Annotated in this window: 24 protein-coding genes, 1 tRNA gene and 1 pseudogene; 16 read left to right on the top strand and 10 right to left on the bottom strand. The window is 65.5% G+C overall.

From position 1 onward, the window contains the following. Nucleotides 1-9 precede the first annotated feature (9 nt). The gene (locus tag J0X27_RS02120) at nt 10-861 is read right to left on the bottom strand and encodes an eIF2B alpha/beta/delta subunit family protein (protein WP_207270839.1); all 852 of its coding nucleotides are present in this window, start codon (nt 859-861) and stop codon (nt 10-12) included. Between the two features lie 191 nt (nt 862-1,052). Here J0X27_RS02120 and J0X27_RS02115 point away from each other — a divergent pair, with 191 nt between their 5' ends. The 4 genes from J0X27_RS02115 to J0X27_RS02100 all read left to right on the top strand — a co-directional run bounded on the left by J0X27_RS02115 (nt 1,053) and on the right by J0X27_RS02100 (nt 3,505). Further along, entirely contained in the window at nt 1,053-1,376 is a 324-nt protein-coding gene (locus J0X27_RS02115) for a DUF7969 family protein (RefSeq protein ID WP_207270838.1), read from the top strand. A gap of 74 nt (nt 1,377-1,450) precedes the next feature. After that, nucleotides 1,451-2,527 carry an Mrp/NBP35 family ATP-binding protein gene (locus J0X27_RS02110; RefSeq protein WP_207270837.1) on the top strand — a complete coding sequence of 359 codons (1,077 nt, stop codon included), beginning with the start codon at nt 1,451-1,453 and terminating at the stop codon, nt 2,525-2,527. Then, a complete protein-coding gene (locus J0X27_RS02105) occupies nt 2,524-2,790 on the top strand; it encodes a DUF7976 family protein (RefSeq protein ID WP_207270836.1) in 267 nt (88 codons plus the stop codon). The genes J0X27_RS02110 and J0X27_RS02105 overlap by 4 nt, the downstream gene beginning before the upstream one ends. Before the next feature lie 112 nt (nt 2,791-2,902). Continuing rightward, nucleotides 2,903-3,505, top strand: a complete 603-nt coding sequence (locus J0X27_RS02100; RefSeq protein ID WP_207272001.1) for a uracil-DNA glycosylase — start codon at nt 2,903-2,905, stop codon at nt 3,503-3,505. A gap of 19 nt (nt 3,506-3,524) precedes the next feature. On the opposite strand, the gene J0X27_RS02095 is transcribed toward J0X27_RS02100, so the two are convergent. Continuing rightward, entirely contained in the window at nt 3,525-3,743 is a 219-nt protein-coding gene (locus J0X27_RS02095) for a hypothetical protein (RefSeq protein ID WP_207270835.1), read from the bottom strand. 112 nt (nt 3,744-3,855) lie between these two features. Here J0X27_RS02095 and J0X27_RS02090 point away from each other — a divergent pair, with 112 nt between their 5' ends. Beyond that, entirely contained in the window at nt 3,856-4,596 is a 741-nt protein-coding gene (locus J0X27_RS02090; RefSeq protein WP_207270834.1) for a glycosyltransferase family protein, read from the top strand. A gap of 41 nt (nt 4,597-4,637) precedes the next feature. Then, a tRNA-Ser gene (locus J0X27_RS02085) sits at nt 4,638-4,721 on the top strand. 229 nt (nt 4,722-4,950) lie between these two features. On the opposite strand, the gene J0X27_RS02080 is transcribed toward J0X27_RS02085, so the two are convergent. The 5 genes from J0X27_RS02080 to J0X27_RS02060 form a co-directional block, all read right to left on the bottom strand. Next, nucleotides 4,951-6,120, bottom strand: coding sequence for an ABC transporter ATP-binding protein (locus tag J0X27_RS02080; RefSeq protein ID WP_207270833.1), 1,170 nt, complete (start codon nt 6,118-6,120; stop codon nt 4,951-4,953). Nucleotides 6,121-6,122: 2 nt separating this feature from the next. Next, complete coding sequence (locus tag J0X27_RS02075; protein WP_207270832.1) at nt 6,123-7,007, bottom strand: carbohydrate ABC transporter permease; 885 nt, start codon at nt 7,005-7,007, stop codon at nt 6,123-6,125. Between the two features lies 1 nt (nt 7,008). Then, complete coding sequence (locus J0X27_RS02070; protein WP_207270831.1) at nt 7,009-7,893, bottom strand: carbohydrate ABC transporter permease; 885 nt, start codon at nt 7,891-7,893, stop codon at nt 7,009-7,011. An 18-nt stretch (nt 7,894-7,911) separates the two neighbouring features. Then, nucleotides 7,912-9,099 (bottom strand): ABC transporter substrate-binding protein, encoded by a 1,188-nt coding sequence (locus tag J0X27_RS02065; protein WP_345778257.1) that lies wholly within the window; start codon nt 9,097-9,099, stop codon nt 7,912-7,914. Between the two features lie 467 nt (nt 9,100-9,566). Next, entirely contained in the window at nt 9,567-11,540 is a 1,974-nt protein-coding gene (locus J0X27_RS02060; protein WP_207270829.1) for a 3-hydroxyacyl-CoA dehydrogenase/enoyl-CoA hydratase family protein, read from the bottom strand. 115 nt (nt 11,541-11,655) lie between these two features. Here J0X27_RS02060 and J0X27_RS02055 point away from each other — a divergent pair, with 115 nt between their 5' ends. The 5 genes from J0X27_RS02055 to J0X27_RS02035 all read left to right on the top strand — a co-directional run bounded on the left by J0X27_RS02055 (nt 11,656) and on the right by J0X27_RS02035 (nt 16,323). Then, nucleotides 11,656-12,798, top strand: coding sequence for an acyl-CoA dehydrogenase family protein (locus J0X27_RS02055; protein ID WP_207270828.1), 1,143 nt, complete (start codon nt 11,656-11,658; stop codon nt 12,796-12,798). Between the two features lie 292 nt (nt 12,799-13,090). Next, nucleotides 13,091-13,630, top strand: a complete 540-nt coding sequence (locus J0X27_RS02050) for a CBS domain-containing protein (RefSeq protein ID WP_207270827.1) — start codon at nt 13,091-13,093, stop codon at nt 13,628-13,630. Between the two features lie 164 nt (nt 13,631-13,794). Then, entirely contained in the window at nt 13,795-14,034 is a 240-nt protein-coding gene (locus J0X27_RS02045; RefSeq protein ID WP_207270826.1) for a DUF8015 family protein, read from the top strand. Nucleotides 14,035-14,110: 76 nt separating this feature from the next. Continuing rightward, nucleotides 14,111-15,013: a universal stress protein gene (locus J0X27_RS02040; protein WP_207270825.1), complete on the top strand. Its 903-nt coding sequence runs from the start codon at nt 14,111-14,113 to the stop codon at nt 15,011-15,013. 92 nt (nt 15,014-15,105) lie between these two features. Next, the gene (locus tag J0X27_RS02035; protein ID WP_207270824.1) at nt 15,106-16,323 is read left to right on the top strand and encodes an MFS transporter; all 1,218 of its coding nucleotides are present in this window, start codon (nt 15,106-15,108) and stop codon (nt 16,321-16,323) included. Nucleotides 16,324-16,518: 195 nt separating this feature from the next. On the opposite strand, the gene J0X27_RS02030 is transcribed toward J0X27_RS02035, so the two are convergent. Next, nucleotides 16,519-17,061 carry a DUF7122 family protein gene (locus tag J0X27_RS02030; protein WP_207270823.1) on the bottom strand — a complete coding sequence of 181 codons (543 nt, stop codon included), beginning with the start codon at nt 17,059-17,061 and terminating at the stop codon, nt 16,519-16,521. After that, nucleotides 17,061-17,969, bottom strand: a complete 909-nt coding sequence (locus J0X27_RS02025; protein ID WP_207270822.1) for an RsmB/NOP family class I SAM-dependent RNA methyltransferase — start codon at nt 17,967-17,969, stop codon at nt 17,061-17,063. Before J0X27_RS02025 ends, J0X27_RS02030 begins: the two co-directional genes overlap by 1 nt. Nucleotides 17,970-18,092: 123 nt before the next feature. Here J0X27_RS02025 and J0X27_RS02020 point away from each other — a divergent pair, with 123 nt between their 5' ends. Both J0X27_RS02020 and J0X27_RS02015 read left to right on the top strand, forming a co-directional pair. Then, on the top strand, nt 18,093-18,839 hold the full coding sequence (locus J0X27_RS02020; RefSeq protein ID WP_207270821.1) for a proteasome assembly chaperone family protein: 747 nt from the start codon (nt 18,093-18,095) through the stop codon (nt 18,837-18,839). Between the two features lie 59 nt (nt 18,840-18,898). After that, nucleotides 18,899-19,177, top strand: coding sequence for an acylphosphatase (locus J0X27_RS02015; protein WP_207270820.1), 279 nt, complete (start codon nt 18,899-18,901; stop codon nt 19,175-19,177). Between the two features lie 149 nt (nt 19,178-19,326). Here the strand turns inward: J0X27_RS02015 and J0X27_RS02010 are convergent. Continuing rightward, nucleotides 19,327-19,823, bottom strand: a pseudogene (locus J0X27_RS02010) (hypothetical protein). A gap of 116 nt (nt 19,824-19,939) precedes the next feature. On the opposite strand from J0X27_RS02010, the gene J0X27_RS02005 reads away from it, so the two are divergent. The 3 genes from J0X27_RS02005 to J0X27_RS01995 are packed head-to-tail and all read left to right on the top strand — an operon-like array spanning nt 19,940 to nt 22,919. After that, entirely contained in the window at nt 19,940-21,388 is a 1,449-nt protein-coding gene (locus tag J0X27_RS02005) for an NAD(P)H-hydrate dehydratase (protein ID WP_207270819.1), read from the top strand. After that, complete coding sequence (moaC, locus tag J0X27_RS02000; RefSeq protein WP_207270818.1) at nt 21,381-21,878, top strand: cyclic pyranopterin monophosphate synthase MoaC; 498 nt, start codon at nt 21,381-21,383, stop codon at nt 21,876-21,878. Before J0X27_RS02005 ends, moaC begins: the two co-directional genes overlap by 8 nt. A gap of 12 nt (nt 21,879-21,890) precedes the next feature. Further along, nucleotides 21,891-22,919, top strand: a complete 1,029-nt coding sequence (locus J0X27_RS01995) for an NAD(P)H-dependent flavin oxidoreductase (protein ID WP_207270817.1) — start codon at nt 21,891-21,893, stop codon at nt 22,917-22,919. Nucleotides 22,920-22,981: the final 62 nt, after the last annotated feature.

The following is a 22,981-nucleotide window of genomic DNA, read 5'->3' as shown; positions in this document are numbered from 1 at the left end:
TGTCTCGGTTCAGAATTCCGTTCGACCCTCGTCCGTAATCACGCTCTCGAGCAACTCGACCGGCGTCGCGTCGTAAGCCGGGTTGACCACGTCGAAGCCGTCGGCGGGTTCGGCCATCACCTCGCTGCCCGACCGGAACTCGTTTTCGAAGACGAACCCCTCGCTGACGAGCTTCGCGGCCGAGCCGAGCACGGTGACCGGGACGTCCAGTCGGGCAGCCGTGGACGCGATCGGGAACGTTCCGACGCGGTTGTACAGCGTCTCGTCGACGATGCAGTCCATGCCGACGACGACCCGGTCGCACTCCTCGAGGTAGGTCCCGTGTGCGCTGTCGGTGATCAGCGTGGCGTCGACGCGATCGAATTCGGCGAGCGTCCGGGCGGTCTTTCGCCCGAGGTACCGGGGACGGGCCTCGGTGACGTACACGTCGAAGTGCTTGCCGGCACCCGTTGCCTGCTCGAGGGCCTCGAGTACCGTCGAGGAGTAGTCGTGAGTCAGGATGGTCGCCCCGTCCGCGAGGGTATCGACGGCGTTTTCGGCCGCGAGTCGCTTGGCGGATTCGATCCGCGAGACGACCTCGTCGATCGTTTCGCTCGTGACCCGGCGGGCTTCCTCGACGGTGTCGGGGTCGGCGTCGGTCACGCCGCCGACGACCTCCCGGACGGCGTTTTGCAGCGAGGCGTGCGAGGGGTTCGCCCGCCGCAACACGGACCCGTTCCGCTCGAGGGCGCGGGTGTACTCCTCGACGGTCGCGAACTCCCGCTCGACAAGCTCCTCGAGGGCCTGTGCGGCGTGAACTGCAACCACCGAGGAACTGTGCGTCTGCATTTCTCGGATTTCCTCGGCCGTCTCGTCGATCATACTCGGATGGTTTCCCGTCAGCGCAAAAGGTGTTCCGGGTGCTCTCATCGCGTCGCCGTCGTGTGGCTTTCGTCGGCCGTCGGACGGCAGTTGGATCGGGTGGCTGGCTCGGAGGGCCGACACCGGAGCGGCCGCCCCTCAGTCTCACCGGTGCCCGCAGGCTTACGTTCTCGAGCCCCCTAGTACCGGTGATGACCGTCACCGTCCGGTACACCTGTCCCCACTGCGGAGCCGTCGTGAGCGTCGAGCGCCCGCCGGATCTGGCGGATCGGTCGGTCACGAAGGTCCGCCAGCCGGGCTGGGACTACGCCGACCCGACCGACCCCGACCGCGAGTCGGTCGACGGCATCGAGTTCCTCTGTGGTGAGGACGGCACCGTCACCGATCTCGAGGGCGAGTCCGTCGAGGGCTGTGGTCGGCCCTTCTATCTGAATTTCGTGCGCTACGAACAGGGCGTCGAACTCGATCCCGATCCGCCGACGTACGGTGGGCCACGGTTCGATTTTAACGGGTGACGACTGGCGCGGCGGAATCCCACCCGAACGGGTTCGAACACAACCCTTTTCGACGCTGGCAAGTACCTAGCGACATGGACGAAGCCGCCGTTCGCGACCGCCTTCGGACGGTCGAGGACCCCGAACTCGGCGACGATATCGTTTCGCTCGGACTCGTCAACGACATCACCGTCGACGGCGACGAGGTCGATATCGACCTCGCACTCGGCGCTCCCTATTCCCCGAGCGAGAGCGACATCGCTGCCGAGGTCCGCGAGGTCCTCACCGCGGAGGGCCTCGAGCCGGATCTGACCGCGAGCGTTCCCGATCGCGACGACCTCACGAGCGAGGAACAGGTACTGCCGAACGTCAAGAACGTCATCGCCGTCGCCTCCGGGAAGGGCGGCGTCGGCAAGTCGACCGTCGCGGTCAACCTCGCAGCCGGGCTCTCGCAACTGGGGGCTCGCGTCGGTCTCTTCGACGCCGACGTCTACGGGCCGAACGTCCCGCGGATGGTCGACGCCGACGAGCCGCCGATGGCAACCGAGGACGAGACGCTGGTTCCTCCCGAAAAGTACGGCGTCAAGCTCATGAGCATGGCCTTCCTCACCGGCGAGGACGACCCCGTCATCTGGCGCGGGCCGATGGTCCACAAGGTCATCACCCAACTCACGGAAGACGTCGAGTGGGGCCACCTCGACTACCTCGTCGTCGACCTCCCGCCGGGGACCGGCGACACCCAACTGACGATGCTCCAGACCATGCCTGTTACCGGTGCGGTCATCGTCACGACCCCACAGGACGTCGCCTTGGACGACGCTCGCAAGGGCCTCGAGATGTTCGCCAAACACGACACCGTCGTCCTGGGAATCGCCGAGAACATGTCGACCTTCGCGTGTCCGGACTGTGGCGGCGAACACGACATCTTCGGCTCCGGGGGCGGCGAGGAGTTCGCCGAGGAGCACGAACTCCCCTTCCTCGGCTCGATCCCGCTCGACCCGGCCGTCCGCGAGGGCGGCGACGGCGGGAAGCCGACGGTTCTGAAAGAGGGAGACGGCACGAGCGACGCCCTGCGGACGATCACCGAGAACGTCGCCAACAACACCGGGATCGTCCACCGGCAGGCGATCTCCCAGAGCCGACGCAACGAGGCCGCCTCTCCGGACCGATGAGCGACGGCGGTACCGACGAGGGCCGAGAGGCGAACGATGCCGCGGCGGCCGACGGGTTCGAGCCCGACCCCGAACGCGTCGAACTCCTTCGCTCGATCGCCGACGACGTCCGCGGCGACACCAGCGAGAGCAAACAGCTCGCGAACGTTCTCTACCGGACCAGCGACCTCTACGACGAGCGCGAGGACACCACGCCCGAGGAGATCGTCCGCAACGTGAAGTTCATTCTCGAGGTCACCGAGCGCGGCGGCCTCGATCGCTGAGTCGGCCGCTCCGTGACCGGTTTCCCGACGCCTCGGGCGCGTCGCTTTTGCGTCTGCCCCTCGAGATGCGAGTGTGGACGCGAACCAACAGTCTCGAGGGAACCCCTTCGGCATGGACGAGGAGTGTCGGAACTGTCCGGCGCTCTGTGAGACGCGCAGCCGGGTCGTCCACGGCTACGGCGACGTCGGCGCGGACTTCCTGTTCGTCGGCGAGCGCCCGACGGCGCGAGCGGACGAGGTGGGGGTCCCCTTCGCCGGCGAGGGCGGCAGCGACGGCGACGGCGGGGTGCGACGGCTCCTCGAGCGGCTCGGGCTGTGTGACGTGACGTCTCCTGTCGCAGCACCCACGCTCGAGAACGTCTACCTGACGACCCTCACCCGCTGTCGCGACCCCGACAGGGAGCCGACCGACGAGGAGATCGGCAACTGCGACCCGTATCTCAACGCCGAGATCAGGATGATCAACCCCGAAATTCTCGTTCCCGTCGGCGAACGCGCGCTCACGGAACTCGGCGAGGAGTACACGACGACCCCGGCCGAGGCGCTCGCGCTTCCCGACGACCACGCGGCGCGGATCCGCGGTCGCGGGTTCGAACTCGTTCCCATGATCCATCCCCGCGAGCAGACCGACGACCAGACGCAGGCGTGGCTCGAAACCTTCGTCGAACTGATGGCGTCGGACTATCGGCAGACGAAGGGACGGCAGGAACGGTGAGACCCAGCGGCGAGAGCGATTACCAGTAGGGGTTCGCGCGCCAGCGTTTCGAGCCGATGCCCGACGCGATCAACGCTCCCACGGCGAGGACTGCAACGACGAGCACGCCGAGCGTCGGGACCAGGAACTCGCCCGGTGAGTTGAGCAGGTAGCCGGTTCCGAATCCGTACACGCCGAGGACTGCCAACGTGGCGACGACGAGCGTCGCGAGCAGCCCGGCGATCGTTCGTTCGTCCATACCGGATCCCTGGCGCTACACCATTATAATTCATCATCATTTCGGCTCCGTTGGCGGGCGGTCGACCCCCGGAAGCGCCGCGTTCAAGGACCGCGCGCTCGGAGTACGTCTCATGATCGTCGTCGTTCCGGTCGATCCGCCACGGGAAGGACTCGTCCTGTCGTCGCTCGTCGACGGCTCGCCGGTGACCGAAGCCGAGGCAGTGTCGCTTTACGAGGCCGCCGTCGCCGACGTCCTGTGGGCCGTCGCTCAGAGCGGCGGCGACCTCCTGATCAACTACCGCGACGAGGAGACCCTGCCCGCGGACCACGCGGCGGGCGACCCCGAGGCCGAAGTCCGGGCGCTGGCTCTCGACGCGCTCGGCGAGGACGCTGCCGTGCGGTTCGAACGTCAGGTCGGCTCGAGCCGCTCGGCACGGGTCGGCAACACCGTTACGCACCTGCTCGAGCAGGAGGGTGCCCAGAGCGTGGGGATCCTCGAGCCGACGGTACCGCTGGTGGCCCGAACGGAGATCGACGGGGCGGCGATGTCGCTGCGCCGCTACGACGTCGTTCTGGGGCCGTCTACCGGGGGCGCGACCTACTTCGCCGGCTTTTCCGAGCCGATCGATTTCACGGACGCGTACGCGACGCCCGAGCTGTCGTCGCTGGCCCGGCGGGCAGCCGACGACGGCCTCGGCGTCGGCTTCGCACCGATGCTCCCGACCGTCTCGACGCCGGCCGGATTGGAAGCAACTGTCGCCGGACTCGAGGCTCGACGGACCGCCGAGCGGCCGGGTGGCGAGGCGACGGCGGCGCTGATCGAGGAACGAGGGCTTACCGTGGGTGCAGACGGCGAACTCGAGCGCGAATAGACCGACAACCATTTTTGAGCGTACGGAGAACGTGCAGGTGAGGTGGGGTGGCAGAGCGGCCCAACGCGCCTGCCTTGAGAGCAGGTGGCTGTCAAGCCTCATGGGTTCAAATCCCATCCCCACCGTCTTCTCACGAGCACTATACGACGAGCACCGCGAGGAGTATCGCGAGTGAGAAGACGACACGGTGGGATTTGAATCAGGGAGGAGCTCGTCTCCGACCGTGGTTCAAATCCCATCCCCACGGTTTTCGGGGAGTTGCTCGAGCAGAACACGAACTGCGGTACCGCAATCTGACGTTCGAAACGCCCCGCAAACGGAACGCCCGTCGTCGAGACCGACACCGAAGAGTGGCTACTCTCGAGGGGCTCGTTCGATCCGCTCGGGCGACCTGCGAGCGGTCGCCGAGTGATAGCGCGCCTCGCCGGTCTCCGGGTCGAAGAGGTGGAGTCGTTCCGGATCGGACGCCACCGTGATCTCGTCGCCCGACTGCAGTTCGGTTCGCGGTTCGGCCTGGATTTTGAAGACGGCGTCGCCGACCGAACAGTGCACGAGGAGGCTGTCCCCGAGTGGTTCCGTGACGTCGACCGTCGCCGTGAAGGTCGCGTCTCCGAGGTCGGGAGACTCCTGTGCTAGGTAGAAGTCCTCCGGGCGAACGCCGAGAACCGCGTCGTGACGATCCCCCGATCGTTCAGGGATCGGGTCCGTTCCGGGAGTCCCGGCGTCGGTGCCGGCACCCGGGAGCGGTATCTCGAAGCCGTCGTGAATCGCGGTCCCGTCTTCGACCGTGACGTCGATCATGTTCATCGCCGGATCGCCGATGAACTCCGCGACGAACCGATTCTCCGGGAAGTCGTACAGCACCTGCGGGGAATCGACCTGCATGAGTCGTCCGTCGTTCATCACGACGACCCGTTCGCCGAGGGTCATCGCCTCCGTCTGGTCGTGCGTGACGTAGACGGTCGTCGTCTCGAGCTCCGCGTGGAGCCTCGTGAGCTCGGCGCGCATCTGAATCCGTAGTTTCGCGTCCAGATTCGAGAGCGGCTCGTCCATCAGAAACGCGTCCGGATCGCGGACGATCGCTCGCCCGAGCGCGATCCGCTGGCGTTCTCCGCCCGACATGGCCTCGGGCTTCCGGTCGAGGAGGTCCGCGATATCGAGCGTCTTCGCGGCTTCTTCGACCCGCTGGTCGATCTCGTCGTCGGTGAACGCCCCGGCCGACTTCATCCCGAAGGTGATGTTCCGTCGCCCCGTCATGTGGGGGTAGAGCGCGTAGTTCTGGAACACCATCGCCACGTTCCTGTTTTTCGGTTCGGTACTGGTGACGTCTCTGTCGTCCATCCCGATCCGTCCGGCCGTCGCCTGCTCGAGTCCGGCGAGGAGTCGGAGCGTCGTACTCTTGCCACAGCCACTCGGGCCGACGATCACGAGGAACTCCCCGTCCTCGATGGTGAGGTCGATTCCGTCGACGGCGACGACGTCGTCGAACTCCTTGCGGAGGTTCTGTAGTTGGATAGTTGTCATCGTTATTTCTGTTGGATAGTGAATGTTTCCAGGAGCGGTTTCCGGAAGACGATCATCAGGACCAGCGGCGGAATCAAGGTCAGCATCGACCCGGCCATCACGAGCGACCAGGAGAGCTGTCCGCCCTGCACGTCGCCCTGAAGCAGTTGCAAGCCGACCTGTGCGACCTGATTGGCCTCCGAGTCGATGATCACCAGCGGCCAGAGGTACTGATTCCACGCGTAGACGAACATGATGATCGAGACGCCGACGAGGACGCCTTTCGACATCGGAATCAGCACGTAGAGCATGAATCGTATCGGGCCGACGCCGTCGAGCTTGGCAGTCTCGACGATCGACGTCGGAATCGAGAGGAAGTGCTGTCGGAGGATGAACACGGTCGTCGCGCTGGCGAGATAGGGAACGGTGATCGCGAGTAGACTGTTTCCCCATCCGAAGTCGTTGATCAACTGGAACAGCGGGATGAACCGAACCGGGACGGGCAACAGGAGCGTAAACAGGATGAACAGGAACACGAGGTCCTTGTAGGGAACCCGATAGTAGACGATCGCCATCGCCGCACAGACCGAGATGACGAGCTTCCCGGCGACGACGACGATCGACATCAGCAACGAGTTCCACATGAATCGGCCGAAGTTGTAGTCGACGATCGCCTCCCGATAGTTCTCGACGGCGTACGTGCCGGGAACGAGATCGCCGAGACTCGTGACGATCCCCTGTTGTTTCGTACTCACGACGAGGGCGACGACGATGGGAAACACTACCAGCAACACCAGCACCCAGAGTTGCAGATGGACCCCGGCAGTGCTCCCCTGTGCCGTCCGCTCGGGGGTTCGTCGTTTCATCGCATCGATTCGGCGCTTCGTGTATTGGATGACTCCGTCCATTCTACCCACCGTAGTACGAATACTCGTCAGTCACACGAAATTGGACGTACATGAGGACCCCGACGACGAGGAACAGAACGACCGACTTCGTGGATGCGATGCCGAAGTTGAAAAAGGAGAACCCCTCCTGATACAGATCGAAGATCAGGATGTTCGTCGCGCTCGAGGGGCCACCGCTGGTCAGCAGATCGACGAACGCGAACGTGCTGAAGAACGCGTAAATCGTGTTGATAATGACGAGGAAGAACAGCGTGGGCGTCATTATCGGCACGTAGACGGAGACGAGGCGACGAAATCGACTCACTCCGTCGAGTCGAGCGGTTTCGGTGAGCGCGTCGGGAATCGTGTTCATCGAGGCGATCATGAAGATCACGTTGTAGCCGATCTGCTTCCAGATCGCCGCGAGGACCACGACGACGAACGCTTGCCGACCGTTGTTGAACCAGTCGAGGTCGATCCCGAGCGCCTCGATCGGCCCGGTCAGGACGCCCAGCGTCGGGTGCAGCATGAACAGGAACACGAGCGCGCCGACCGCCGGCGGGAGCGCGTACGGCCAGATCACGGAGAGCAGATACGCAGTCTGGCCGGACTCCACCTCGTGGATGAGGAAGGTCACGTACAGCGAAAACGAGATCACACCGATCACCACGAGCGCGGCAAAGAGAACCGAGAGGAGGACGCTCGAGCGATAGTCCGAACTGGTCAGTATCGTCACGTAGTTTTCGAGTCCGACGAACTCGTCTTGCCGACCGAAGCCCGAGTCGAAGAAACTGGTCCGAACCGCCAGTGCCGTCGGATAGTACAGGAAGACGACCGACACGACGATCGTCGGCAAGAGCAACAGCGCTGCCTCGAGCCGTCCGTCGAAGATTTCGCGCGTGGACATGGTAACGGGACTCGCTGATCAGTTGTAGTAGTCGTCGAGAATCGTTTCGACCTCGTCTTTCATCGCGTCGATCTCGGAGCCGATGTCGTCGGCGTTGATGATGTCGACCGATTTGTCCTGCACGGTCGTCTGGACGTTCCGTGCCGGCCCGAGCAGGGCCCGTTTCGTCGCCGGATCGTCGGCATCGCCGTTCTGGAGTTGCTCGAGTGCGACGTTGTACATCGGGTTCTCCTCGAACCAGCCCTCCTCCCTGAGCGAGTCGACCGAGGGCTGTGTGATCGGATAGTAGCCCGATCCCTTGTGCCACTCCGTCTGGACCTCGGGGGCCGCCATGTACTCGAGCAGTTGCCCGATCTCCTCGTAGCGGTCCTCGGGGAGTCCATCGGGCACGTAAAACGACGCCCCGCCGATGACCGGCCCGACGCGGGTGTCGCTGATACTCGGGTAGGGAGCCGCGTCGACGTCGAAGTCCTCGGAGTCGGCGATCAGTCCCGCGACCGACGCGGTGCTCGTCAGGACCATCGCGGCCTCCTGTTCGATGAACAGCGACGTCGCCTCGCCCCACGCCTCGACGCCCGGATTCGTGTAGAGGCCGTCGTCGGCCATTCCCTTCCACCACTCGAAGAGGTCGTAGATCGCGTCGGGCGTTCGGAACGTCGAGGGGTCGCCCGCGTGGCCGTTCTCGGCATCGGTCATGAGTTGGCCTTCGAAGCCGTACCACGTTTCGACGAACCAGACGTGATTCGGCCAGGTGATACCATACTGGGTGACCCCCTGATCGACGAGTTGCTCGGAGGCGGACCGGACCTCCGCGAGCGTCCGCGGCGGGTCGTCAGGATCGAGTCCGGCCTCCTCGAACGCGTCGCGGTTGATGTACATGATCGCGTTCGAGTTGTTGAACGGCAGCGACGCGAGTTCGCCGTCCACGGTGAAGAACTCCGCGACGTTGTCGAGGAAATCGTCCGTCTCGAAATCGTCGGGGAGGATTTGCTCTACCGGGCGTACCTGGCCGGTATCGAGCACTTGCTGTGCAAACAGGCTGTCGACCTGTAGCATATCCGAGACGGACCCGGAATCGAACGCCGCGAGCGTGTTCGTGAGCACGTCCTCGTAGGAGTCCTGGAACTCCATGTTCACCGACGTCCCGTGTTCGCTCTCGAAATCGGCGGCGATCGTATCGAGCGTCTCTCCGTTCGTCCCGCCCATCGCGTGCCACACGGTCAGTTCGTCGGCGATCGGTGAGAACTGTTGCGTCCCCCCGCCACTCCCCAGACAGCCCGCCAGACCGGAGAGAGCGCCGAGCGTAAGTCCGGACCTGGTGAGTACGCCCCGCCGTGAAATGCCACCCATCGCTTCCTCAGTAGACTTCATGCAAGAGAACGTACGAAAAAGCCGGATAATAGACCCTGCTAAGAGGACTATATCCGGTTACGACGCGCTGAGATAGCTATATATATCTATTGTAAAGAATGATCAACTGGACATCTAGTCGGCCCGTTAGTCTTCCGTCGGCCCGTCAGTCGTGACTTACCGATCGTCGTTTCGTCCCGGCCCCGTACGCGTGGGGACTACACATACCGCTCAGATCTGCACCGGCAGTGACAGAGTAGTTGGCCCGGTTTGCGAGCGGATTCACCGCGGCTCGACGACGATCGCGGATCGGCCCAACCGGCTTACTTCCCTTCGAACTCGGGTTCCTCGTCGCCCATGAACGCGGTAATTCCTTCCATCAGGTCGTCGGTCGCCATCAGGTGTCCGAACGCCGACGCCTCGTACTCGAGGCCGGCGTCCGTGTCGTCGCGGCCGGCCAGCATCGCACGTTTGGTGAACTTCTGGGCGATCGGTGGCCCGCCGGCGAGGTCCGTCGCCAGTTCGAGTGCGCGATCCTCGAGTTCGTCGTTGTCGACGAGTTCGTTGACGAAGCCGTACGATTCCATCGTCTCGGCGTCGTAGCGCTCGGCGGTGAGGATGATCTCCTTCGCGCGACCTTCGCCGACGATGTGTTTGAGCCGCTGCGTTCCGCCCCAGCCGGGGATCAGACCGAGATCGAGTTCGGGCTGGCCGAACTCGGAGCGCTCGCTCGCGACGCGCAGGTCTGCACAGGTCGCCAGTTCCATCCCGCCGCCGAGACAGAAGCCGTCGATCCCGGCGACGACGGGCATGTCACAGGCCTCGAGGCGTCCGAACGTGGACTGTCCCAGCCGCGAGAGCTCCTGGCCCTCGATCGGGTCGGCACCGTCGCCGGCCATGCTCTGGACGTCCGCCCCCGCGGAAAAGGCCTTCTCGCCTTCCCCGGTCACGAGGAGCGCACGAACCTCCTCGTCGTCTTCCAGGTGTTCGACCGCGGTCGAGAGCTCTTCGAGCAGCTCGTCGCTGATCGTGTTCATCCGGTGGGGTCGGTCGATGACGACGTGACCGACCATGTCGCCGGGGTACTCGATCCGGACGGTCTCGAAGTCGAGCTCGTCGGAGTCGTCGTCATCGTCGTAGAAGCCGCCTTCGGCGGCGCGTTCCGCGAGGTACTCCGCGGGCGCGTAGCGCTCGTGGCCGGTCTCCTCGTAGGCTTCCTCGAGCGTCTCGTGGAGGGTCTCGAGGCCGTACTCGTCGACGAGCTTGACCGGGCCGTCGGGGAAACCAGCGCCGAGTTGGACGGCCTCGTCGATCGATTCGGGCGGCGCGACGTCGCCGCCGATCAGCTTGGCGGCCTCGTTGGCGATCGTCGCGAGGAGTCGTTCCTCGACCAACTCGGACTGCTGATCGGACGGGATCTGGACGCCGTCACCGTCCTCGTAGTCGTAAAAGCCCTTGCCGGTCTTCTTGCCCAGCTCTTCGTTCTCGACTTTCTCTTCGAGTAGCGGGGCCGGCTCGTAGGCCGCACCCAGCACGTCGTGCATGTACTCCAGGACGTGGTAGCTGACGTCGTTGCCGACCTGGTCGCCGAGTTCGAAGCTCCCCATCGGCAGCCCCATGCCGTACTTGGTCGTGGAGTCGACCTCGGCGATGGTCGACTCGTCGTTGCTGACGAGCCAGGACGCCTCGTTCATCAGGGGGACGAGGATCCGGTTCACGATGAAGCCGGGCGAATCCTTGTGGACTCTGACCGGTACCTTCTCGAGGTCCTCGGCGAGTTCCTCCGTTACGTCGAGGGTCTCGTCGGCGCTTTTGGCACCCGAAATCACTTCGACGAGGGGCATCCGAACCGGCGGGTTGAAGAAGTGCATCCCACAGAACTGGTCGGGACGGTCCGTGAATTCCGCGAGATCGGTAATCGAGAGACTCGAGGTGTTCGTCGCGAAGACGGCGTGATCCGGCGCGGCGTCCTCGAGTTCGGTGTAGACGTCCTCTTTGATCTCCATCTGTTCGGGGACCGCTTCGATGACGAAGTCCGCGTCACCGACCGCTTCCGACATGTCGACCAGCGGCGTCACCCGATCGAGGGCGGCGTCGGCTTCCTCCTGGGTAAGCTGGTCGTTTTCGGCGAGCTTGTTCAGCGACCACTCGATCTGTTCGTAGCCGTTCTGAACGAACTCGTCTTTGATGTCGCGCATGTTTACGTCGTAGCCCGCCATTGCGGCGACTTCCGCGATACCGTGGCCCATGTTTCCCGCACCCAGAACTGCGATGGTGTTGATATTGTCCAAATCCATGCTTGAGAGTCCAATGTGGACGGGTTTCAACGTTTCCCTCTTCCGATCTATAAACAGCACTTCTGTTTACTATCGGTTACAAACTTCTTTATCGCTTGGATAGTAACGAACGACTATGGAATTCGGACTCAGTGAAGAACAACAGCAGATCCGCGAAGAGGTCCGCCGGTTCGCAGAAAACGAGATCGTTCCCAACGCAGAAGAGTACGACACCGAGGAGAAGTTCCCCCACGAAGTCGTCGACAAGGCGGCCGAAATGGGCCTCGTCGGCTCGACGATCCCCATCGAGTACGGTGGGGCCGGCTACTCGACGCTCGAGTCGGTGATCATCGCCGAGGAACTGTTCTCCCACGACCCAGGGATCGCACTCTCGATTATGGCCTGTTCGTTCGGAACCGAAGCCATCCGCGAATTCGGGACCGAAGACCAGAAAGAGCGGTTCCTCGAACCCGTCGCGACCGGCGAGAAGATCTCCGGGGCGGCGATCTCCGAACCCGACACCGGCTCGGACGTCTCCTCGGTCTCGACGCGCGCCGAGAAGGACGGCGACGAGTGGGTGATCAACGGCAACAAGATGTGGATCACCAACGGCAGCGTCGGCGACTTCTTCGTCGCGCTCTGTAAGACCGATCCCGACGCCGAGAGCCGCTACGACGGCTTCAGTCAGATCGTCATCGAATCCGACCGCGACGGCTTCAGCGCGGACAAGATCACCGGCAAGCTCGGCATTCGAGCCTCCGACACGGCCGAACTCATCTTCGACGACGTTCGCGTTCCCGAAGAGAACCTCATCGGCGACCGGGACGCCGCGTTCCTCCAGCAGATGCAGTTCTTCGACGCGACCCGTACCGGCGTCGCCGCACAGGGACTGGGTATCGCGAAAGGCGCACTCGAGGCCTCCCTCGAGTACGCGGAGGATCGCGAGCAGTTCGGTCAGTCGATCTCGGAGTTCCAGGCCATCCAGCACAAACTCGCCGATATGGCGACGAAGACCGAAGCAGCACGCAACCTGACCTACAAGGCCGCCTGGAACGTCGATCAGGGCAACGACATCACCAAACTCGCCTCGATGGCCAAGGAGTACGCCTCCCGCGTCGCCGTCGACGTCTCCAACGAAGCCGTCCAGATCCACGGCGGCTCCGGCTACGTCAACGACTTCCCCGTCGAGCGGTTCTACCGAGACTCGAAGATCACCCAGATCTACGAGGGAACCACCGAGATCCAGAAGAACGTTATCGCCCGCGAACTGCTGGACTAACGGCCGAAACTTCGATCGAAGCCGCCGAGAGACACACCGCGTCTTTTGTGAAGCCGAGTACACCGCTCACACCTCGCGGTGCGCGGGGCCGCGTTGTCGCTCGTCACCACGAGACGGTGGGCGGATGGGGCCCGCGTCGCATTCGATCCGAGCGCTGTCGCTCGGGGCGGTTGTTCCGGCCCGACCAGCCGTTCCCGCTACAGTGACGAGCCGGACCGGTGCCGGCACCGATCTGTCAGCGAAACCGGAACCAACCCAAAATACTTTCTATAACCCGTAGTAATCCACTCGTATGGAACTCCCGACGCCCGCGGACCTCCGACAACGTCGTACCGAACTCGGACTTACCCAGAGCGAACTGGCGGACACGGCCGACGTCTCCCAGCCGCTGATCGCCCGCATCGAGGGCGGGGACGTCGATCCGCGGCTCTCGACGCTCCGGCGGATCGTCAACGCCCTGGAAACGGCCGAGAGCGACGTCATCCGCGCCGATGATCTCATGAACGAGGCCGTCGTCAGCGTCGCGCCGGCGGACCCCGTCAGCGATGCCGCCCAGAAGATGGAGGAAGAAGCCTACTCCCAGCTGGCAGTGATTCAGGACGGGATCCCGGTGGGATCGATCAGCCAGAGCGACCTCGTCCACCTCGACTCCGACGACCGCGACGAACCCATCGAGGACCACATGAGCGAAAGCTTTCCGACCGTCTCGAAAGACGCCACCCTCGACGAGATCAGCAACCTCCTCGAGCACTACAAGGCCGTGATGATCACCGAAGCCGGCGAAACCGTCGGGATCATCACCGAGGCCGACATCGCCGCGCGGCTCTCCTGACGGGCTTCGGTGGCGTCGTTCGATCCACTCGGCAGCTGGGGGGTCGGCGGGGGTGGCTGTGGGGAACCTACATCGCACCCATCATAGAACCGACCGACGACTCCGAGCGGGCTGGAATCGGTCGACCACTCTTTTGAAGAAACGACCTCCATTCGACTAGGAAGATGGACTACTACGACCGACTGCTGGCCGGGATGCTCACGTCCCTGGTCGTCGGGGCTGCCGTTGGATTCCATCCCGCCGTCGATTTCCGGCTCGGGCTCTTGGGTGGCGCGTTGCTGGCGACCGCCTTCCTGTGGGAGGCGATCGTCCGCCACCCGCCGGTACCGACGGCAGAGCCGGGGTACGCGGTTGCAGCCATCGTCTGGCACGGACTGGTACTCGCCGTCCTCCTCACGGTGTGAAACATAATCGCCGGTGGCCAGGAACAGTGAGAGCGTTTTAAGCGACCCGCAAGCGAATCACGAGCCAGAATACGCTATGTACGACTCCATTCTCGTCCCGACCGACGGTAGCGACCACGCAGTCCGGGCCGCCGAACACGGCCTGGCGCTCGCACGCTGGTTCGACGCGACGGTTCACGTCCTCACCGTCGTCGACGTCGCCGCCGCCGGTGGCGTGTTCAATGCCGGCGGTGTCGACGCGGAGTTCGTCCAGCGACTCGAGGCCGAAGCCGAGACCGCGACCGAGCGAATCGACGCGATCGCCGACGGGAACGAGACGGTTCGGACGGCGATGCAGAGGGGGAGTCCCGCCGACGTGATCCTCGAGTACGCCGCCGAAAACGGGATCGACCTGATCGCGATGGGGACCCACGGCCGAACGGGCGTGAACCGCTACGTCGCAGGCAGCGTCACCGAACACGTCGTTCGACGGTCGGACGTTCCGGTACTGACCGCTCGAGTGGCCGACCGAAGCGAATGGGCCGGCGGCTACGACGAGGTCCTCCTCCCGACGGACGGCAGCGAGGAGGCGTCCGCCGCGGTCGACCACGGACTCGAGATCGCCACGAAAGCGGACGCACGCGTCCACGCCGTCAATATCGTCGATGTCAGCAACGTCGCAGTCAATCGGAACGTCGCGGCATCCCGCGAGCTGCTTTCCCAGTTCGAATCCCAGGGGGAGACGGCAACCGAAGCGATCGCAACGCGGGCCCGAGATGCCGGTCTCGAGGCGGTGACTGCCGTTCGGAAGGAGTTCCCCGCCAGTGGCCTCCTCGAGTACGCCGCCGAAAACGAGATCGACCTGATTGCGATGGGAACGCACGGCCGAACCGGGCTCGGTCGCGTTCTCCTGGGCAGTACGACGGAACGGCTAATCAGGCGCGCGGGGATGCCGGTCCTCGCCGTCAAATCGAGTTCCGGTGACTCGAACTCGGAGTGAGACCCCTCGGCTGGACGGCTACCCGCGGCCGTGTCGGGATCGTGACCGATCGGCCGCCTCGCTTTTTCGGGTGTCCGCCGTATAGTCGAGCGATGACAGCCGTTGCCGGCACCAAGTGGCGTGCGCTCGTCCTCGTCGGGGTCGCCGAACTGTTCGCGATGACGCTGTGGTTCAGCGGGACGGCCGTCGGTCCGGAACTGGCCGAGAGCTGGCACCTCACGCCCGCCGAGACGGCGTGGTTGACCAACGCCGTCCAGCTCGGGTTCGTCGTTGGCGCGCTCGGGTCGGCCTCGCTAACCATCGCCGACGTCGTTCGGCCGCGATACCTCTTCGCCGGGGCCGCCTTCGTCGGAGCGGCGTCGACGGCCCTCATTGCCGCGGCCGTACACAGCGGGCCGCCGGCTATCGTCCTTCGATTTCTCACCGGTGTCGCGCTCGCTGGTGTCTACCCGACGGGAATGAAGATGATGGCCTCGTGGTTCGTCCAGGGCCGCGGCCTCGCCATCGGCGTCCTCGTCGGTGCGCTCACCGTCGGCTCCGCGTCGCCACACCTGCTCCGGGCAGTCGGCGGCATCGGACGGCCACGCCTCGTCCTGTACGGAACGGCCGGTATCGCAGCGATCGGGGGACTCCTCGCGCTCGCGTACGAGGACGGCCCACACCAGCCCGAAACGGCCCCGTTCGATCCGAGCGCGATACGCCGGATCGTCACGGACCGGGCCGTCGTTCTCGCGAACACCGGCTACTTCGGCCACATGTGGGAACTCTACGCGGTCTGGACGTGGATCCCGGTCTACCTCCTCGCCAGCCTCGAGGCCAGCGGGACGCCGGACCCGGCACGGCGAGCGGCACTGCTGGCGTTCGGGACGATCGCGATCGGCGGCGTCGGAGCGTGGCTCGCCGGCTCGGTCGCGGATCGGGTGGGCCGATCGCTCGTTACCAGCGCGTCGATGATCCTCTCGGGCACCGCGTGCCTGCTCGCGGGCGTCGTCTACGGCTCGTCGCTGGCCGTGATCACGCCCTTCGTGCTCGTCTGGGGGTTTTTCATCGTCGCGGACTCCGCACAGTTCTCCGCGGCGGTCTCCGAACTCGCGGACGACAGCTACGTCGGCTCCGCGCTCACGCTCCAGACGGCAGTCGGCTTCTGTATCACCATCGGATCGATCCAGTTGCTCCCCGTCGTCCAGCGTGCCGTCGGCTGGCAGTGGGCGTTCGTTCCGCTCGCGATCGGCCCGTTGATCGGGACGATCGCGATGCTCAGATTGCGAACGCGACCGGAATCGAAACGGTTGGCCGGCGGCCGAGGCTAACTCGTCGTTCACCCGCCGGTCACACGATACCGGCGGACTCGTGTCAGGCAGCCGCCAGCCCGTTCGATAACGGCCCCTCGAGCGACAGTGGGACATCATCCGGTGATATACAGCGGTCCCCTCACTGCCCCGTTTCAGCCGGGCAACGATTAGCCGAACGAGCGGACGGCAACGACTGCGACCCGCCGAACGCGCTTATCGGGACGACGTGAGGTCGCGCTGTCGTCCCTTCGGTACCATCGAGCGCAGTTCGCCGTGAACGTAGAGGCCGATCCCGAGGGGCTCGAGTCGGTCAGCGACCGTCTGCGCGGCGATGAGATACCCCCAGTCGCCGTCCCACGCGAGTTCCTGGTCCTCGCCGCTCGCGAACCGTCGTGCCGCCTCGCGGTCGAGATCGATCACGCACTCGGTCGCGTGACGGCCAAACCGCTGGGCGAAGTCCGTCGTGGGCTTCCAGTGTTCCTGGCGGGTGCGCAGACAGGTCATGCCGATCGCCTCGATCTCGAGCGGCGTCGGGGCCTCGCCGCCGTAGATCCAGATCTTGCCCGCGCCTTTCTCCCAGAACGTGTACTCGTCGAACGTCGCGGGCGGAATCCCGAACCGATCCGCAAAGAGGGCGACGACCGCCTCGCGCGTGGCCCGTCCCGCGACGGTTCGCTCGGACTCCGTGGCCGGCAGTCGGTCGAATCGCTGGCCGTCGTTTGCCGCGAGATCGGTGGCGTCGGGGCCCTCGCTCATCACGCGGTCACCTCCAGTTTCGCCACGAAGAAACCGCCGGTATCGTTCTGGTGGGGATAGATTCGGGCTGCCTGCTCGAGACTCGAGTCGAAGGTCTCGCCGTCCCACTCGGTCACTCCCGGCGAGTGCTCGAGCCCGAGATCGAAGTCGACGACGCGACAGTCCTCCTCCTCGAGCGCGTGCTGGACGACGGCCTCGTTCTCCTCTGGGGCGAAGGTACACGTCGAGTAGACGACCGTCCCGCCCTCGCGAGTGGCCTGGATCGCCCGCCGGATGATCCCCTTCTGGATGCCCGCGACGGAGGAGATGTGGCCCTCCGACCAGTTGTCCAGCGCGTCGGGGTTCTTCCGGATCGTTCCCTCGCAGGAACAGGGCGCGTCGACGAGCGTCCGGTCGAACGCGTCGAAGTCGAAGCGCTCGAGCGAGTAGTTTCGTGCGTCGGCGTTCGTCACCGCGAGGCTGGTCGCCCCGAGTCGTTCGGCGTTGAACCGCAGCGCCGAGATCCGGCCGAGGTTGTTGTCGTTCGCGACGACGGTTCCGCGGTCGTCCATCAACGCGGCGATCTGGGTCGCCTTCCCGCCAGGGGCGGCACAACAGTCCCAGACCCGCTCGCCGGGTTCGGGATCGAGGACGACTGGCGGCACCGCCGACACCTCCTCCTGACCGTGCGTAAAGCCGTGGAAGGAGGTCCACGTCGATCCCGGCGAATCGGTCTCGAGGTCCAACACGCGGGGGTTCCAGTCGGCTTGCTCGTAGCCGACGCCCTCTTCGGCGAGGGCCTCGAGCGTCCGCTCGACCGAGGCCTTGATCGTGTTCACGCGCACGGCGTTGCCCAGCGGCCGCTCGCAGGCCGCGAGGAAGGCGTCGAAATCGTCGACGATCGATCGATACCGCTCGAGTGGCTCCATTGGCCGCAGGTTTGGGGGCCCTGCGCTTGTGGGTTTCGAAGCGGGCGGCGTGTGGCCGCCGGTGTGATTCGTTTGGCACCCACTGCCCTCGATTTTATACTGCTGACGGCCATCGGTCCGACCATGGCAGGAATCCGCGTTCAGGGACCGGAACCGGAACTCGAAGCGCCGACGCTCGTCGAAGGGTTTCCAGGAGTCGGTCTGGTCGGCAAGATCGCGACCGACCACCTCGTCGAGCAACTCGAGATGCGCTACTACGCGAGCGTCCACTGCGAGGGGCTCCCCCGGATCGGCGTCTACCGCGGCGGCGATCGGACGGCGCGGCCGCCGGTCCGACTCTACGTCAGCGAAGCACACGACCTGCTCGCGCTCCAGAGCGACGCCCCGATCACCTCCAAGGCCGTCGAGAGCGTCGCGGACTGCCTGACCGGGTGGATCGTCGAGCACGGCGTCACGCCGATCTACCTCAGTGGGCTTCCCGCCGAGCGAGACGACGAGGACCGTCCCGACCTCTACGGCATCGCGACCGGCGACGGCGGCGACCGACTCGATGCGACCGACGTCCCGGTTCCGCCCGAGGACGGCGTCATCACGGGACCGACGGGAGCGCTCATCAACCGCGCTGCACAGGAAGACTACGGGAGTCTCGGCCTCGTCGTCGAGTGCAATCCCCAATTCCCCGACCCCGAGGCCGCGAGCGTCCTGCTCGAGGACGGCATCGGGTCGGTCGCCGATCTCGAGGTCGACGTACAGGAACTCATCGACCGCGCCGAGGAGATCCGCGCGAAACGCGAACAGCTGGCCCGGCAGATGCAGGCGATCGGCCAAGAGGAGAGTTCCCAGGCCCAGCCGCTGCGAATGTATCAGTAACGATCCGCGCGGCGCTCCCGGCGGCGGATTTTTTGACGGTCGCGGTCGAGTATCCGCATATGAGCGATCGAACCCGCGCACGCGTCTTCGTCTCGGGGACGGTACAGGGCGTCTACTATCGCGCGAACACTCGCGACACCGCCCACGAGAGGGGTATCGACGGCTGGGTTCGGAACCTCGAGGACGGCCGCGTCGAGGCGGTCTTCGAGGGGCCGGCCGACGCCGTCGAGTCGATGATCGAGTGGTGTCAGACCGGCAGTCCGGCGGCAAACGTCGAGGACGTCCAAGTCGAGTACGAGGAGCCACAAGGCGAAGACGGGTTCGAAATCAGGTACTGAGACGGACGACTGTTTTAGTACCAACTGCAACTATTTACACACTGATCGCGCAGCTGTCGTGCGATCAGGTGTGCAGTGACTTACAGTGGCTACGATAGTTCCCGGAACCACGTCCGGGATACTGACGGTGAGTAAACGGATAACCGTGGTTACTCGAGATCGGCCAGGTATTCCTCGAGCCACGGCGGCTCCGCCGTATCCTGCCACTCGGCCCAGTCGGCCTTTTCACCGGCGTAGTACGCCCGATACGCGGCGACCGGATCGCCGGGCCGTTTGTACTCGTCGGGCATCGCCTGTGGACGCGGTGTCGGCTCCGCAGCGGGGAACGCGATGTCGTCGGGATCGATTCCGTCGATGACGCCCCAGCTCGCGTGATCGTCGTCCTTGTCGTAGCGCTCGACGAACTCCGCGTTGAGCGCTTCGGCGTGGTCCCGAAGGCGAAGCCAGTTGGCTCGCGACTCCGTTGCCCATCTCGTTACGGGATGGTCGACGTGCGTCGACCGATAGAGACCGTCCGCCTCGGAGCCGTTCTCGCGAACCGCGGTGCACAGTACTTGCGCGGCCTCGAGCAGCAGTTTGTTCACGTGCTGGTCGCAGTGATAGCGGGCAGCCAGCCGCGATCCTCGTCGAGCCAGAAGACGTTCACAGCGGGGCTCAGGGCTGTGCTGGCTTGAACATGCTGGTCACCGTGGGTCGTAGACCCGTCTCGGCGAGCGGTCCACGTCCGCAATCTTCAACGGTCGGCCGGTCGAACCCTCGGTCATGATTACAGGCGAGCGAATGGCCGCCGTCGACGCAAACGCCGCGGCGCTGGGCGTGCCACGAAAGCAGTTGATGGAGTCGAGCGGGCACGCGGTCGCCCGCGAGGTTCGGACGATCGTCGATCCCGGCGCTCGAGTCGTCGTCGTCGCCGGCCGCGGAAACAACGGCGGCGACGCGTTCGTCGCTGCCCGCTTTCTGGACGACTACGACGTCACGACGGTGTTGCTCGGTCGCGCGGAACGGATCGGGACCGACATCGCTCGCGAGAACTGGGCCGCCCTCGAGCAAGCCGAGTACGAGACGCGGGCGGTGACCGACTCGAGCGAATTCGATCGCGACGCCGAGGGATTCGGGCTCACCGACGCGGACGTGATCGTCGACGCGATGCTCGGAACGGGAATCAGCGGCGACCTTCGGGAGCCCGCGGCGACCGCGGCCGGGGCGATCAACGAAACCGACGCCACCGTCGTCGCGGTCGACGTGCCCTCCGGGTTCGACGCGGATGGGGGCGACCACGCGGACAACGGGGTCGAGGCCGATCGCGTCGTCACCTTCCACGATTCGAAGCCGGGCCTCGAGGACCTCGAGGCGACCGTCACCGTCGCAGATATCGGCATCCCGGCGGCCGCAGAACGGTTCGTCGGCCCCGGGGACGTCGACCTCGCTCGACCCGACGGCCGTGAGGGACGCCCGTTCATCATCGGCGGCGGCCCCTACACCGGTGCGCCGGCGCTGGCCGCCCAGGCCGCGTTGCGGGGCGGCGCGGACCTTTCGTTCGTCGCTGCACCCGACTCCGTCGCCAGCGAGATCCAGGGCTATACCGAGGATCTCATCGTCCAGCCCTACGAACACGACGTTCTCAGGCCCGAGGTAGCCGACGACCTGCTCGAGACGGCCGAGCGCTACGACAACGTCGTCGTCATCGGCCCTGGGCTCGGGGACGCCGAGGAGACCCTCGCGGCCACCCAGGAGTTCCTCGAGTCCTCGACCGGGCGGGTCGTCGTCGACGCGGACGCGCTCGCGGTCGTCCCCGACCTCGAGACGGACGCGACGCTGGTCTGTACGCCGAATCGTGGCGAACTCGCGCGGATGGGCGGGCCGGATACGGACGATCTGGCCGCGGCGGCCGACGAAATCGAGGCGTTCGCGGCCGAACTGGGGCACGTCGTCCTCGCGAAGGGCGCGAACGACGTTATCACCGACGGGGAACGGACCCGGATCAGCCGCTCCGGGACCGTCGGGATGAAAGTCGGCGGGACCGGCGACACGCTCGCCGGTCTCGTCGCGGCGCTGCTCGAGGATACCGAACCACTCGAGGCGGCTGCCGCGGCTGCACACGTCAACGGGCTCGCCGGGGAACGACTGGCCCAGCGAGACGGCCACGGGTTCGTCGCGTCCGAGGTCGTGAACGAACTCCCCGCGGTCCTGTGGGGTGGTTCGGATGAGTGAGAACGACGACGCGGCCGCCGACGAGCTTACCCACACGACCGACGAGGGCGACGTCCAGATGGTCGACGTCGGCGACAAACCCGACAGCGAACGCCGCGCGGTCGCGGCCGGTGAAATCCGCCTCCAGCCGTCGACGATCGAGGCGATCCGGGACGACGAGGTCGGCAAGGGCGACGTCCTCGCGACCGCCCGGGTCGGCGCGGTCCAGGCCGTCAAACACACCTGGGAGACGATCCCGATGTGCCACCAGATCCCGATTACGAACGTCGAGACCGACTTTTCGCTCGCCGAGGATCGGATCGAACTGCGGGTCGCCGTCGAGACCACCGGGAAGACGGGCTGTGAGATGGAGGCGCTCGAGGGCGTGACGACCGGTCTCAACGTCGTCTGGGACATGGTCAAGGCCGTCGAGAAAGACGAGGACGGACAGTACCCCGACACCGGGATCGAGAACGTGGGCGTGCTCGCGAAGGAAAAGCAGCGAGCGTAGCGGGCAAGACGGATGACACTACGAACGACGCTCTGTGACCTGCTCGAGATCGAGTACCCGATCGTCCAGGCACCGATCGGGAGCGCGACTTGCCCTGCACTCGCGGCCGCCGTCTCGAACGCCGGCGGCCTCGGTCACCTCGCGGTCACGTGGCGCGATCTCGCGGAAACGCGGCGGGTGATCGACGAGACGCGCGGGCTGACCGACGAGCCGTTCGCGGTCAACCTCGTGGTCGACGACGCGACGACGAGCGTGGCCACGGCCGACCACCTTGAGGTGGTCCTCGATGCCGGGGCCGAGATCGTCACGCTCTCGTTCGGGGACGCCGCCCCCCACGTCGGTCGGATTCACGACGCGGGTGCGATCGTCGCACAGACGGTCGGGAGCGCCGAAGAAGCGCGCGACGCCGTCGACGCCGGCGTCGATATCGTCGTCACGCAGGGACTCGAGGCGGGCGGCCACGTCCAGAGCGACGTGGCGACGACGGCGCTCGTCCCGAGGGTCGCGGACGCCGTCGGTGCGGACGTTCCGATCGTCGCGGCCGGCGGAATCGGCGACGGCCGGGGGATCGCGGCCGCGCTCGCGCTCGGTGCCGACGGCGCGTGGCTGGGAACGCGGTTCGTCGCGACCGAGGAGGCACGGGTCCACGAGGTCTACCAGCGACGGCTCCGCGAGAGCGACGAGACCGACACCGAGTACACGACCCTCTTCGAGAAGGGCTGGCCGGGAACGCCACACCGCGTATTGCGAAACGAGACGCTCGAGCGGTGGGAGCGCGCGGGCAGCCCCCCTGCCGGGGAACGGCCGGGCGAAACCGATACCGTCGCGACCACCGGTGACGGCGAGCCGATCGAACGCTACGACGAGGCCCTCGCGACCCCGGACGTCGACGGTGCGATCGAGGAACTGGCACTGTTCGCCGGCCAGAGCGTCGGACAGGTGGCCGAGATTCGGCCCGCCGGAGCCGTCCTCGCGGACCTCGTCTCGGAAACCCACACGGCGATTTCGGAGTTCCCCGGTCGCTCGAATCACGACGGGTGATCCTCTCGTGGGCTCGAGATGACGGCAGACCGGGGGACCACCCCTTCGTGACCGGCTCGAGT

Origin of the sequence: Natrinema longum, assembly GCF_017352095.1 — an archaeon.
Taxonomy (GTDB): domain Archaea; phylum Halobacteriota; class Halobacteria; order Halobacteriales; family Natrialbaceae; genus Natrinema; species Natrinema longum.
Note: the sequence above shows the minus strand (reverse complement) of the source record. Positions and strands in the feature narration are given on the sequence as shown.

What these genes read in the sequence shown, in the direction of transcription:
- J0X27_RS02045 (WP_207270826.1), top strand. Translation starts at nt 13,795, where the DNA reads ATGGACTACTACGACCGACTGCTGGCCGGGATGCTCACGTCCCTGGTC.
- J0X27_RS02070 (WP_207270831.1), bottom strand. Translation starts at nt 7,893, where the DNA reads ATGTCCACGCGCGAAATCTTCGACGGACGGCTCGAGGCAGCGCTGTTG.
- J0X27_RS02120 (WP_207270839.1), bottom strand. Translation starts at nt 861, where the DNA reads ATGATCGACGAGACGGCCGAGGAAATCCGAGAAATGCAGACGCACAGT.
- J0X27_RS02115 (WP_207270838.1), top strand. Translation starts at nt 1,053, where the DNA reads ATGACCGTCACCGTCCGGTACACCTGTCCCCACTGCGGAGCCGTCGTG.
- J0X27_RS02075 (WP_207270832.1), bottom strand. Translation starts at nt 7,007, where the DNA reads ATGGACGGAGTCATCCAATACACGAAGCGCCGAATCGATGCGATGAAA.
- J0X27_RS02095 (WP_207270835.1), bottom strand. Translation starts at nt 3,743, where the DNA reads ATGGACGAACGAACGATCGCCGGGCTGCTCGCGACGCTCGTCGTCGCC.
- J0X27_RS02020 (WP_207270821.1), top strand. Translation starts at nt 18,093, where the DNA reads ATGGCAGGAATCCGCGTTCAGGGACCGGAACCGGAACTCGAAGCGCCG.
- J0X27_RS02105 (WP_207270836.1), top strand. Translation starts at nt 2,524, where the DNA reads ATGAGCGACGGCGGTACCGACGAGGGCCGAGAGGCGAACGATGCCGCG.
- J0X27_RS01995 (WP_207270817.1), top strand. Translation starts at nt 21,891, where the DNA reads ATGACACTACGAACGACGCTCTGTGACCTGCTCGAGATCGAGTACCCG.
- J0X27_RS02060 (WP_207270829.1), bottom strand. Translation starts at nt 11,540, where the DNA reads ATGGATTTGGACAATATCAACACCATCGCAGTTCTGGGTGCGGGAAAC.
- J0X27_RS02110 (WP_207270837.1), top strand. Translation starts at nt 1,451, where the DNA reads ATGGACGAAGCCGCCGTTCGCGACCGCCTTCGGACGGTCGAGGACCCC.
- J0X27_RS02040 (WP_207270825.1), top strand. Translation starts at nt 14,111, where the DNA reads ATGTACGACTCCATTCTCGTCCCGACCGACGGTAGCGACCACGCAGTC.
- moaC (WP_207270818.1), top strand. Translation starts at nt 21,381, where the DNA reads ATGAGTGAGAACGACGACGCGGCCGCCGACGAGCTTACCCACACGACC.
- J0X27_RS02035 (WP_207270824.1), top strand. Translation starts at nt 15,106, where the DNA reads ATGACAGCCGTTGCCGGCACCAAGTGGCGTGCGCTCGTCCTCGTCGGG.
- J0X27_RS02050 (WP_207270827.1), top strand. Translation starts at nt 13,091, where the DNA reads ATGGAACTCCCGACGCCCGCGGACCTCCGACAACGTCGTACCGAACTC.
- J0X27_RS02100 (WP_207272001.1), top strand. Translation starts at nt 2,903, where the DNA reads ATGGACGAGGAGTGTCGGAACTGTCCGGCGCTCTGTGAGACGCGCAGC.
- J0X27_RS02055 (WP_207270828.1), top strand. Translation starts at nt 11,656, where the DNA reads ATGGAATTCGGACTCAGTGAAGAACAACAGCAGATCCGCGAAGAGGTC.
- J0X27_RS02005 (WP_207270819.1), top strand. Translation starts at nt 19,940, where the DNA reads ATGATTACAGGCGAGCGAATGGCCGCCGTCGACGCAAACGCCGCGGCG.
- J0X27_RS02030 (WP_207270823.1), bottom strand. Translation starts at nt 17,061, where the DNA reads ATGAGCGAGGGCCCCGACGCCACCGATCTCGCGGCAAACGACGGCCAG.
- J0X27_RS02080 (WP_207270833.1), bottom strand. Translation starts at nt 6,120, where the DNA reads ATGACAACTATCCAACTACAGAACCTCCGCAAGGAGTTCGACGACGTC.
- J0X27_RS02065 (WP_345778257.1), bottom strand. Translation starts at nt 9,099, where the DNA reads ATGGGCGGGACGAACGGAGAGACGCTCGATACGATCGCCGCCGATTTC.
- J0X27_RS02015 (WP_207270820.1), top strand. Translation starts at nt 18,899, where the DNA reads ATGAGCGATCGAACCCGCGCACGCGTCTTCGTCTCGGGGACGGTACAG.
- J0X27_RS02090 (WP_207270834.1), top strand. Translation starts at nt 3,856, where the DNA reads ATGATCGTCGTCGTTCCGGTCGATCCGCCACGGGAAGGACTCGTCCTG.
- J0X27_RS02025 (WP_207270822.1), bottom strand. Translation starts at nt 17,969, where the DNA reads ATGGAGCCACTCGAGCGGTATCGATCGATCGTCGACGATTTCGACGCC.